This window comes from Okeania sp. SIO3I5 (genome assembly GCF_010672085.1).
In the GTDB taxonomy this organism is placed as follows: domain Bacteria; phylum Cyanobacteriota; class Cyanobacteriia; order Cyanobacteriales; family Microcoleaceae; genus Trichodesmium.
Genome location: NZ_JAAHHT010000269.1, coordinates 1 through 12,133, shown reverse-complemented (window position 1 = coordinate 12,133; position 12,133 = coordinate 1). Strand labels below are relative to the sequence as shown.

Genomic DNA, 12,133 nt, shown 5'->3' with positions numbered 1-12,133 from the left:
ACGATAATTAACTGGTATATTTTCTTGACTTTTCTCTTCGTTTTCCTCTCCTTGGAAAAATTTATAGCTATCAGTGTTGGGAATTACAAACCCTTCTTGCAATCCTTGCCATAAATTTGCTGCTGCTTCATCTTGAGTCTGCTCACATACCACTGCTAATATGGCTAAGTCAAATTGATTTCCAATACAAGCGGCTAGTTTCAGTACATTCTGATTAGCTTCTGGTAGTTTCTGCAACCTCCCTACCATAAACTCCACTACATCATCTGTTAGTGCTAACTGTCGCACCTCTGACATATCGCACTGCCAGTAACCTGCTTCTGTCTTAAATTTAATACACCCCTCTTCATATAACCCTTTCAAGAATTGGGTTGTAAAAAACGGATTCCCTTTGGTTCTCTGATACACTAACTCGGATAAGGGTGCTGCTAGTTGTGTTGAACACAGTAAGGTCTCAGCTAGTAAACGAGTAATATCTGTCTCTCTCAAAGGTTCTAAAGTTATAGTCTCAATATTTGCACCTTGTTGATTAATTTCATCTAATGTCAACATTAATGGATGAGCTGGAAACACCTCGTTATCCCGATATGCTCCCAACATCAATAAATAACCCACTTTCGACTGCCAAATCAACAACTTCAATAAGTTTAACGATGCTGAGTCGGCCCATTGTAGGTCATCGAGGAAAATTACTAAAGGATGCTCTTTTGTGGTAAACACTCGCACGAATTTACCAAACAATAAATTAAAACGATTTTGCGCTGCACTTCCTGATAGCTCTGTCACTGCTGGTTGAGTACCTATTATTCTTTCCAACTCCGGTACTACATCTATAATTACTTGCCCATTTTCTCCCACCGCATCCAGTATTTTCCCTTTCCATACTGCTAGTTCCTCATCGGACTCTCCTAACAATTGTCCCATCAAGTCTCGGAAGGCGATGACAAATGCAGAGAAGGGAATATTGCGATTAAATTGGTCGAACTTGCCTTTAATGAAATACCCTCTTTGCTTGACTATAGGTTTATGCACTTCATTGACTACTGCAGTTTTTCCAATTCCCGAAAACCCAGCTACTAGCATCATTTCTGTTGCACCTGCAGCGACTCTGGCGAATCCATCCAAGAGTCTTTTGACTTCTGTTTCCCGTCCGTAGAGTTTTTCTGGAATTATGAAGCGATCGCATACATCCCTTGAACCTAGCTCAAATTGGCTCATCTCTCCTTGGGTTTTCAGTTGTTCCAAGCATCGTTCCAAGTCATACTTGAGACCCAAAGCACTCTGATAACGGTCTTCAGCATTTTTCGCCATTAATTTCAGTACAATATCTGACAATACTTGCGGAATTTCTTGGCTATTTCCTAATGCAGTCGGCATTTGGGTAATATGACAATAGACTAATTCCATCGGATCTTTTGTCTCAAAGGGTAATTTTCCTGTTAGGAGTTCAAAGAATGTTACACCCAGAGAATAGAAGTCACTGCGATAGTCAATTCCTCGGTTCATTCGTCCTGTCTGCTCTGGGGATATGTAGGCTAGAGTTCCTTCGAGAACATTGGGACTGATCAGTTGTTGTTGTTCTTTAGGTAGTAAAGTAGAAATGCTAAAGTCTATTAATTGAACTTGCTTAGTTTCCGGGTGAATAAGAATATTACTGGGTTTAATGTCTTTATGGATGATGCGCTGTTGAATTAGATAGTGGAGAGCTTCTGCTAGTTGAATAGCGATAGTCAAGAATGCAGTCAACGAGTAGTCAGTCTGTTGCCAATAATCAGACAGGGCGATCGCTCCCGAGTCTGACATCACCAAGGCGTAACTATTGCCGTAGCGTTCCAAGGTTAGTGGTTGCAAAATTGCTGGATGTTCCAGATGGCGAGTTATGATGTATTGATTGCGGAAGCTAACTAACTCCTTGAACTTGGGGTTGGGGTTGCGTAGGACTTTAATGACTACTGGTTGCCTATCTATGGCTCTGATAGCTCTATAGACAAGGGTACGGGAGCCATAGTAGATTTGCTTGTTTTCTTGATAACCAGTTAAATTGAACATCATTTTATTTTTAGGAATATTTTTAGGAATAGAATTCAAGGGTTAGTTGATTTTTCCCCCAAGGAAAAAAATATTTTTTTACTTAATAATACCGCATCTTTTGTTTTTTGTCAACAATCATATCAAGTTGGGTAGCATCGGTATTGTATCATTGCTTGTCGCGATCGCAATGTGATGAGGTTAATGGCCTGGAACTAGAAAGGAGAAGATACCTATGGTTTCAAATCTTACTATTGAGGTAGCCAAGTCACTGTTATTGGGGCTATCAATTTCCGGATTGCGATCGCAATTAAAACCATAGGAAAATCAATGAGTTGTTACTGTACTGATTAGTTCTGCAAAGTGGTGTATATTTGGTTAAATAATTACAAATAATAGGTAATAGGTCATATCAGTTATCACTTATCAGTACCTCAAGCGTGAACCATTGGGATTGAAATAATGAACCAAATATTTTTCGAGGGGAGATTGGATATGGCGAGGAAACCCGCTCTTACCGAAATAATTAATAATTAAACAATTAAATAATTAGATAATTACAGGACTTACGCAAAGGCACTATATATAGTGTTAAGCCTTCAGGTTCTTTCTGCATTGGTATTCCTGACTAAGTTCCCCTTAGAGATCTCCTAAACAAAATTTGTGAGGGGCGAAAGACACGCTAATATAGTTTATTTTCCCTCTATGTAGATGTTGCTAATTGTCAATAAACTTGGCCAAAATACTCTAATTATTATAGAATAATACTGTTGTTGATTTGAGCTAACTACATTAATTTTAACTATATTGATTATTGTCAGTATTTACTCAATTCTCATACGAATTATACCATGACAAATTTAGCAAATCACCTAGAAAACGTTAGCCATGACACGATAAATCGTTATCTGAAAACCGAAAATTTTGATGACCAAGATTTATGGGGAAATGTTAAAGATGAAATTGTAACTAACACACTTATGTTATTTAATATTTGATAATACAGTTCTTGAGTATTGAACATAGTAATAAAATTGAGTTAGTCCGCCGACAGTATAGTGGTAATAATCATAGTGTAATTCGTGGTATAGGGATAGTAAATTGTATATATTTTAATCCAGAAACCGAAGAGTTTTGGCTGATAGATTATCGAATTTATGACCCGGATACTAATAAAAAAAGCATGGGGAGATCATGTAGAAGAAATGATTTTTTCTGTGGTAGGTCATAAAAAAACTACCATTTAAGACTGTATTAATGGATAGGCATGTATGCCACACAAAGATTAATGGCATTGATAGACAATTTAGGAAAAATATATTACTTTCCCTTAAAAATAAATCGCTTAGTAGATGATACTGGTGGTGTAGAAAAATATCAAAATATAGGAGAATTAAGTTGGAATGAATCCGAAAAAATATCAGGTAAAATAATTAAAATTAAATGGTTTCCAAGAGATAAAAAAGCGAATGCGTAATTCTGAGGTCTCCTCAGAATGTAAGACGCACTCAAGACAGTTAAACTCTTCTGGGCAAATGTTTCGACTTATCTGCTCCAAGAACTGAAAAAGCCTATAATAAAATTCAGGGCTATTTTTATTTGATAGGTATTTTTTTCTCTTGCTTTAAGAATGGCAGAAATATTGAGGCGATCGCTATAAATTTTCAAGCGATATAGCTGCCGCTAGGCTCCGCCAACGCCTAAATTAGTAGACGCTATATATAGCGCCCTTGCGTAAGTCCTGAATTAGATAATTCACCTTTGAAGCCTCCCCTTTATGGGGGAAAAAAATAAATTTTTTCATTTTGGTCTTACCTCTCCCTTTTAGGGAGAGGTAATTATCCATTATCCATTATGGCGTTTCCCAAGCTCTCGGAGGTACAGTTGTTTTTCTTCTTTATCTATTCCTACGGAATGAGAATTACTACTCCTTATTCCTTACTCCCTATTCCCAGTTAAGAGTTAAGTGTTCCCTAAAACCAAAGAATTTTGTACCTCACGCTTTTTGGGAATTGCTATATCCATTAATGAAAGAGCCGCTCCGCTTTTCATGTCCGCAGCGTTAACGTTTGCGGAGCATGACAAACGGAAAGTTTTGCCTTAGCTTGCGCAGCATCCCATCCTAGGTCAAGCTTCGCTTTTCATGTCAGCTCTGGCAGCCGAAAAAGACCGCTCTCTTGGTCGATTGGATCTGGTTAGGTAATATCATGTCGGGTTGAATACTTACATTTTGGAAGAGGTAAGGCACTTATGCTGGAGGCAGAAGGAAAGAAAAGGTACTTACGGGAAAAGGTTTTTTGGTCGCGTAAGCGGAAGGTCGTTCTATCACGCTCTGATCCGGACATAATATAGCAGTCGAAGCAAAGATTAGGACATAGACTGATGATGAATCTTATACTAGGAAACACTTTTCCAACTGTTCCCTGTTCCCTGTTCCCTGCTATATAACCCATCCATCCCACCCTTCGGGAAACTGCGTTAACGACCGCTTTTTCATCCCCTTTTTAAGGGCAGGGCTGTTTCAAAGTATCGTGAGTTAACAATTTAAGGAGAACGAGAGATGTTTAGGATTAGATTATAGAGAAATTAGCCAGCTTAAAAGCCGATTTTTCAGCCTATAAGTGTCATTAAACTCTGTCTAAATATCTGGTTCAATTCCCTCAAAGCCACAATAATTCGTTAATTAACCTTTAAGAATAATTGAGAAATATTGGGGAAAATCAAGGGGTAAAGCTAGGAAAATTCTCCCCTACTCCCTACTCTCCTGCTCCCTACTCCTTGCTCCCTTGCTCCCCTGCTCCCCTGCTCCCCTACTCCCTGCTCCCCTGCTCCCCCTCTACCTTAGCCAAGAATGAAACAGCCCTACTTTTTAAGGGGAAGTTTTAAACCTAATTTTTTGGTAATAGAACCGAGAGCAGAGACATTTCATGGCAACTACCTACAAAAATATTTTGTTTATAACTGATTATCCAAACATGATTTTATTGAGTAAATGTACTATACTACAATTCAAAGGTAAAATGAGTAATTATGTGAGTTTTAACCCATGCTAAAACTAGGATAACTTCAGCAAAAATACAGCCTTAAAGTAAATTATTGTCAATAAATAACCTAAAATATTCACATTTTTCCTCGATCCCTCTGTAAAATAATTACGAAATCATACAAACTTAAAATAAATGTTACAAGTATAATAACGTTAGGCAAGAATAAGCTAGAGTGAAGGCGTAAAGAAAAAAAGTTTGCTCGACAAAAAAGAGGTAAAGTTTATGAATATTTTCAAATCTATGGAAGAGGCTGTTATTTATATCTCAGAAGCTATTCGTCGCATTTTTAGTCCTAGTGATGATATGTATCCAATGATTGGTGTCAATCCTTTTGAAGGAGATCCTTATCATGGACCTACTTGGGTAGATTAAACTAATATTATGTCCGGTTGAATAGTTATAAATAATTAGGGAGGAGTCTCAAGACTCGAGTCTCGAGACTCGAGACTGGAGAAAAGAATGTACCAGCAGAAAGAAGTGTTTTTATCACGCTCTTATCCGGACATGGTATAATAGACTTGTCGCTAAATAGAGGGAAAAAATCGCTCAAACTCAGGCAGAGTAATAATTCCAGGTACTTTAGAATATTAATAACTATAATCCTTACATATCAAGGGTTTTGAGGATTTTTTAAGTTATAAAGCGACAAGTCTAATACAATAAAGTTAAAAAAGCCAAGTAAAATTGCTGATTTGTCAACTTACAAGTTTTGACAAACTAATAAATACGCACCCAAACAAGAAACTGGGTTGATTTCCCTGATTATTCGCTCTCGCAAAATTTCGGCATTGCATATTTGTTTTGTGGGATGAATTATAGTTTTAGAGAAAGAGGAACAAGGAACAGGGAACAGGCATGAAAAACATTTCCTAGTCTGAGATTCATCATCTTGAGAACAAAAAAATTCCTTTTAACCAATCCTCTTCTTAAAAATCAAACCTGAATGTGGGTTGTCAATCTTCGCCAAGATTTAAACGCCAGTATTAAAGAGCGAGAAATGCGGTCGCAAGGGTCGTGAATGCCTGTGCATGAGTAATCGCCGACGGCCTCGTAGGGACGTTTTGCTGACGCTTTCGCTCCGCTAACGCTACGCGACATGGAATAGGAGCATTCCGGAACGGAAAACGCATTAATGCTCAAGCAACGTCCGTACAGCAGGAAGTAAACATTAAAATGTCGCCATAAGACGTTTTATGTCGGTTTTATGAAGCAGGTAAGAGACTGAATGCACAACCAAAGATTAAGACGGCCAGAGTGCTTAATGTTCGGTGGGTGGGGTGCGGAAACTTAAATTTTGGCTACGATTCACCTATTATTGCCGCCTTACCCTCCCCACCCTAAGCCTCGATTTAATATTCCTTTTACAAATTATTAATTGTTAATTATTAATTATTGAATCGCCCTACTCCCTACTCCTCAAAAAAATTGATTGAGAACAAAGCAAAGGGTGGCACTACCCAATGGTACAGTCAAATTATCCAGACCAACTTTTGATAAAGTCTCTAAACCAGTAGCAGCAAATGCCACTGGAATAGCAACTACCCAGGTTTGCCAAATATTGCCTTGCACTCCCAACAAAATTAAACTACAAACAGTATAACTAACCAAACACATCGCTAGGGAACCTTCCCAACTTTTCTTCATTCCCCAAACTTGATAGGGATGTTTACCAAAATTTTGACCGATAATAGCTGCTAACCCATCACCCCAAGCCATAATTAAAATACCAAGGGCAGCATATTGAGGTTGTTGGATAGACCAAAACCAACCGATGAGAATACCAATACTAACTGCGTAGAAAAATGTTCCTAAACTTTTGCGTCCCACACTATTGACACTGGGAAGAATGGGAAGTTGGTAGGAAATAAGAGCGATCGCTGCTGAGAGAATTCCCGCAGTAATACCTATCCAGGCAGGAATTTCTAACCACCAAGCTAATAGAATGACATTACCTGTGCCAATATGAACGACCTTTCGCGACATCTCTGGGTCTACTTTGGCAAAACGGTTCAGTGTTTCGGCAAGGATTAAAATAATTCCTAACCATGCTCCGACTAGGGAAATTTGGAGCCAAATATTGGGAAATGTGCTGATTATGGACACTATAGGAAGTTAGAAGGACTGTTAATGAAGTCAGAAGTCAGAAGTCAGAAGTCAGAAGTCAACCCACCTCTAACCCAACCCACCCCCAACCCCTCCTCGGAGGGGAGCAGGAGGGGAAGTAGGGGATTAAAACAACGCTCCAAAAATATTTCGCCGATCCAGGCGGGGTTTTAGACCCAATTATTTTGATAATTAATTATACCAATTACCAGGTACTATATAGCAATTCTAAATAGGTTAGGTTGTAAAAAAATTTTTGTTTGTAGTTGGGCTTTAGCACATAAAATATGGGTAGTGGTGTACCAGTAACGATATTTGAACAAAAAGTCAAGTAGGAATCTCAGAGTATTCTTTTGATATCTAGAATTTAGAGGTTTTTCTATTCCCTATCCCCTCCAGCTTAAATCACTACATCTACAGAACTACCAAATATGTATCTTATTGCTCAAGTCCCACTACAAGCTTTAATGATAACTATTCATTTAATCGGACATGATATAACATTTTATCGTAGAGCATTGACTTAATCAAAGAATAACGATATAATACGTTGTAAACCTTACTATTAGACAGACTGTGTTCACGAGTAAATGAAATCCATGATTAACCAAGCTCAAACTCGTGGAACAAGCAGAAAACCCTGATGGCTCAACACGCAGGCTACAGTAGATGGTGCTATAATTGGGGTTTAAGCTTGTGGAATGCCGATGGGTAAAAATGGCTATAAACCCAATGCTCGTAAGTTGAGAGAAGTTTTTACCAGTCACACAAAACCTATGCATCCTTGAATGAAAAACTTGTCCTAAGCGGGTCTATCAATATGCTTGTCCTAACTTAGGTGAAGCATTTAACTTTCCTGGCGGGAAGTCCCGCGCTCTCCATCCCCCCTAACCCCCCTTGGAAAGGGGGGAGGGGGAGCGTCGGGATGAAAGCCTGGGCCCGGATTCGGATACCTTCATAAGCTAAACGTTCATATGCCCTTGACACTTTTAGGAGCATTTTGTTATTATCAATGTCAACACAGGGGGAGGACATCACCTCTGTCATGCTCCGCGGTCAGGGTTTCCCAGACGCTCAGAATCCCTATAGGTCCCGTAAGGGCAACGTCGGGAGTATGTCAAAGGTCTAGGTAAACACCCAAGGTTTAAAAAGAAAGGTAAACATGATTCATTCACAATAGATAATTGTGGAAAACCAATAGAACTAAACGGATGGAGCCACAAATTACCATTTATTGGTATTGTCAAAACTTATGAACAAGAGTGAGACAACAACTAAAAAAATCACCATTAGTAGACAAGCGGGTTCATGGTATCTCAGTTGTAGCTATGAATTTAATGGCATAACCACGGCTAAAAAAACTGATGTAGTAGGTGTAGATCTAGGTGTGAAAACTTTAGCTACATTAAGTGATGGGAAAGTATTTGAGAGTGTGAGGCCATATCATAAATTTGAAGCCAAGTTATCTCGACTCCAATACCTAAATCGTCATAAAGAGGTAGGCTCTGCTAACTGGAAAAAGGCACAACAGAAGATAGCTTTATTGCTGAGAAAAGTAGCAAACATCCGTCAAGACGCACTTCATAAACTGACAACATACTTAAGCCTTGAACCACGGCACTATTGTCATAGAAGATTTGAATGTGAGGGGAATGTTAGCCAATCCTAAGCTAGCAAAATCAATAACCGATCAAGGATTTTATGAGTTTAGAAGACAGCTTAAATACAAGTGCGAATGGTACGGTTCTGCAGCTCTGGGTAGTTGATAGATTTTTTCCATCATCAAAAACTTGCTCAAACTGCGGTCATGTCCAAGATATCCCCTTAAATGTAAGGACTTATGAGTGCCCAGATTGTGGGTTATCAATCTTATTGAGATTTAAACGCCAGTATAAATTTAAGAAATGCGGTCGGGCAAGACCCGTGAATGCCTGTGGATGAGTAACCGCCGACGGCCTCAGTGGAAGCAGGAAGTAAACATTAAAATGTCACATTATGCAGTGCGACCCCGCGACGACGACAGCTCGCTTGCGGAATGCGCACCAAGAGAGACGTTTTATATCGGTTTTATAAAGCAGGTTTGGTCTTTTCATTCCATTCATGTTTGGGTTTGGAGACCAAACCCCTACAGTTTTTTTTGACAAATCATTTCTGATGGCTATACTAATCCCTAACTAATGCCTAAAGTCTAAATCTACGGGATAAAACTTATGATTGAATTGCTCAATATAATGATAATGTCTGCTTTCGGACTACAGCAAATCAATACTGCATCTATAACTTTTCTGGAGCAGGTGGGAGTAGAACCACTGGGGACGGTGGCAAAAATTTCTGTTATTGGGAGTGAAAACCTCTCTATCGTTGCGAGTAAAACAAAGCAATTTCTAAATCTAGTCAAAGTTCCCACAGAAGAATTAGCACACGATCTCAACGCGAAGTTAAATCTAACAGATACTCCAGAAGATGAGGGCGAATATTTGGCAGCGTTAGTGAGCGGGGAGGAAATTGAGCGATCGCTCACTGGAGATGATCGGGTAGAGATTTTCAATGGAGCAGTTGTAGTGGAGGCAAATTCAATGCTGCCTACTTTTAAAACTTACAACTTCCCCACAGGTAGTAAACCAACTGGTATAGCGACAGGAGATTTTGACAGTAACGGATTTAAGGATATTGTGGTAGCAAACTATGAATCTAAGACGGTATCAGTGTTGTTTACTTATAGCAAAGGAGGTCTTTTAACTACAACTGAATTTAAAGTAGGAGGTAAACCTATTTACGTTGCAGTAGGAGACTTTAACCAGGACGGCAACCCAGATATCGCCACAACTAACCCAGAAAACCATACGGTGGCAGTTTTGTTGGGAGATGCTAGAGGTGGATTTAGCAGTCATAACGAGTTTCCTGTAGGTGAACGTCCGTTTGGTATAGTAGTAGCGGATGTTAATCGAGACGGGAAACTGGATATTGTTACCCCGAATACGTTCTCGAATAGTGTCTCAGTATTGTTGGGAAATGGGGACGGCAGTTTTAATATCGCTAATTATAAGGTACAAGGGAGGGTTCCTGTGTTTGTTGCAGTGGAGGATTTTAACGGAGACGGCAACAAGGATATTTTAACAACTAATTTTGAGACCCAGGATATATCTATGCTCTTGGGGGATGGAACTGGTAACTTTAGCTGGTTGGCTAATTTTGCTGCGGGAGGAATGTCTCCTGTTGGTGTGACAGCGGAGGATTTTAATGGAGACGGCAACCAGGATATTGTGGTAGTTACGGAAGTTTCGGACAACGTTTCGGTAATTTTTGGTACGGGAGATGGGCGTTTTGGTATTCGCAATAATGTCTTGCAGATAGACGGTCCCAAAAATATCGCAGTTGGAGATTTGAATGGCGATCGCCAACTGGATATTGTGACGGCGAATTTTGCTCCTGATAATGTTTCAGTGTTATTAGGAAAAGGTGATGGTAATTTTGATACAGCGATTAACTATAATAATGTAGGGGATGCACCTGTAGCGGTTGTAGTAGAAGATTTTAATGGTGATGGCAAGCTAGATATTGCGGTAACGAACTTAGAGTCTGATACGGTATCTGTCTTGATGAACACCACCAAAAACGAGGATTCAGGAGTCAGGAGTCAGGAGGGAAGAGGAAGAGGAAGAAATTAGGGACGAGTCATATAAAATCCGCTAGCATTGGTGTAAAAAGAGTGTGGGAAGGGTGGGAAGTGTGGGGAGATTATAAAAAGATTTGGTAATGGTTGAAGATGGAACATTTTTTTTCTACCGAACTAAGTGGATTTGATATCAGGAGGGAATAGGAGATAATCAAGTGAAACTCTTAGATGTAGTTGCTTTATTAGAAAACTTATCCTAATTAGGGCTTACTGATTAAATCTAAAAGCATTGATATATAAAAGCTTTCCCCTGTGCGTTTGGGAAAAAGTGCAAGCGTTTTGCCAAAAAAAGCTGAAAATGTGAGGATTTTGAGCAGACAATAGCAGCAAAATTAAGGGACTTTCAAATCCGACTACATCCTCTGTAATTCCTATTTCTCCTGTCTCAAGTTTCGAGTCTCCTGACTCCTACCCTTGCCCATAAGACTTTTTCAGCAAGCCCTAATTAGGATTATATCGGGCAAGTCGGAAAAATCGTAGAAATTTATGAACCAATCGTTTTGAAGTTGAATTTAGCGATACTCCGCGACGTGCTTATGCTATTGAAACTATAAAAGAAAAGCAACTAATGTTATATCATGTCCGGTTGAATACTTACACTTTGGAGGAGGTAAGGCAGAAGGCACTTACAGCGGTTTTCATTTCAGTAAACCACAGTAGGGACGTTCCATGGAACGTCCCTACTAGGTTTGAAATGTGAATATGTGGTTCATCAATCTGAAAAGTGCTGTATGCTGGAGGCAGAAGGAAAGAAAAGGTTAGAAGGGAAAAGGTTTTTTATCACTAATTATCCGGACATGATATTATTACATCATTCTCTTCTTGAACCGGAAAAATTCACCACTGAGGTTTCAAAGACCAAATGTGAGGTTTCAAACTTCAACCGAGAGGTCGAATGTTTACTACTCCCCCACTCCCCCACTCCCCTACTCTCCCACGGCTAATTCATTATCCTCAAAGAATATTTACAACCCTGTATTTCTTGAGTCCCACCCTCCCCAGACTTCCCAGACTTCCCACACTCCCCACACTTCCCAGACTTCCCACACTTCCCACACTTCCCAGACTTCCCAGACTTCCCAGACTTCCCAGACTTCCCACACTTCCCAGACTTCCCACACTTCCCACACTCCCCACACTTCCCAGACTTCCCACACTCCCCACACTCCCCACACTCCCCACACTCCCCACCCTCCCCACACTTCCCACACTTCCCACACTCTCCACACTTCCCACACTTCCTACTCTACTTTATATTTAAAATTACGAAGTAGCTCAC

At 39.7% G+C, this 12,133-nt stretch carries 10 protein-coding genes and 1 pseudogene; 8 read left to right on the top strand and 3 right to left on the bottom strand.

Features of this window, described 5'->3' with window-relative positions; translation table 11 throughout:
• Positions 1–2,049: ATP-binding protein (locus tag F6K40_RS34525; RefSeq protein ID WP_293142947.1), on the bottom strand; the 2,049-nt coding region annotated here is incomplete at its 3' end.
• Between the two features lie 988 nt (positions 2,050–3,037).
• Between F6K40_RS34525 and F6K40_RS41505 the strand changes: the two genes are divergently transcribed.
• From F6K40_RS41505 to F6K40_RS34515, 3 genes are all read left to right on the top strand, one after another.
• Positions 3,038–3,259, top strand: coding sequence for a hypothetical protein (locus F6K40_RS41505; protein WP_375340621.1), 222 nt, complete (start codon positions 3,038–3,040; stop codon positions 3,257–3,259).
• A gap of 36 nt (positions 3,260–3,295) precedes the next feature.
• Positions 3,296–3,505, top strand: a complete 210-nt coding sequence (locus F6K40_RS41500; RefSeq protein WP_375340620.1) for a hypothetical protein — start codon at positions 3,296–3,298, stop codon at positions 3,503–3,505.
• 1,765 nt (positions 3,506–5,270) lie between these two features.
• The gene (locus F6K40_RS34515; protein WP_293142950.1) at positions 5,271–5,447 is read left to right on the top strand and encodes a hypothetical protein; all 177 of its coding nucleotides are present in this window, start codon (positions 5,271–5,273) and stop codon (positions 5,445–5,447) included.
• A 1,044-nt stretch (positions 5,448–6,491) separates the two neighbouring features.
• On the opposite strand, the gene F6K40_RS34510 is transcribed toward F6K40_RS34515, so the two are convergent.
• A complete protein-coding gene (locus tag F6K40_RS34510) occupies positions 6,492–7,181 on the bottom strand; it encodes a diacylglycerol/polyprenol kinase family protein (RefSeq protein WP_293142945.1) in 690 nt (229 codons plus the stop codon).
• Between the two features lie 634 nt (positions 7,182–7,815).
• Here F6K40_RS34510 and F6K40_RS41180 point away from each other — a divergent pair.
• The 5 genes and pseudogenes from F6K40_RS41180 to F6K40_RS34490 all read left to right on the top strand — a co-directional run.
• Positions 7,816–7,893: pseudogene (locus F6K40_RS41180) on the top strand (helix-turn-helix domain-containing protein); the annotation flags it as partial.
• 537 nt (positions 7,894–8,430) lie between these two features.
• On the top strand, positions 8,431–8,847 hold the full coding sequence (locus tag F6K40_RS34505; RefSeq protein WP_293142939.1) for an RNA-guided endonuclease InsQ/TnpB family protein: 417 nt from the start codon (positions 8,431–8,433) through the stop codon (positions 8,845–8,847).
• Positions 8,831–8,944, top strand: a complete 114-nt coding sequence (locus F6K40_RS34500) for a hypothetical protein (protein WP_293142936.1) — start codon at positions 8,831–8,833, stop codon at positions 8,942–8,944. Before F6K40_RS34505 ends, F6K40_RS34500 begins: the two co-directional genes overlap by 17 nt.
• Positions 8,925–9,119: a zinc ribbon domain-containing protein gene (locus F6K40_RS34495; protein WP_293142942.1), complete on the top strand. Its 195-nt coding sequence runs from the start codon at positions 8,925–8,927 to the stop codon at positions 9,117–9,119. Before F6K40_RS34500 ends, F6K40_RS34495 begins: the two co-directional genes overlap by 20 nt.
• Before the next feature lie 269 nt (positions 9,120–9,388).
• Entirely contained in the window at positions 9,389–10,846 is a 1,458-nt protein-coding gene (locus F6K40_RS34490; protein ID WP_293142933.1) for an FG-GAP repeat domain-containing protein, read from the top strand.
• 973 nt (positions 10,847–11,819) lie between these two features.
• On the opposite strand, the gene F6K40_RS34485 is transcribed toward F6K40_RS34490, so the two are convergent.
• The gene (locus F6K40_RS34485) at positions 11,820–12,092 is read right to left on the bottom strand and encodes a hypothetical protein (protein WP_293142930.1); all 273 of its coding nucleotides are present in this window, start codon (positions 12,090–12,092) and stop codon (positions 11,820–11,822) included.
• Positions 12,093–12,133: the final 41 nt, after the last annotated feature.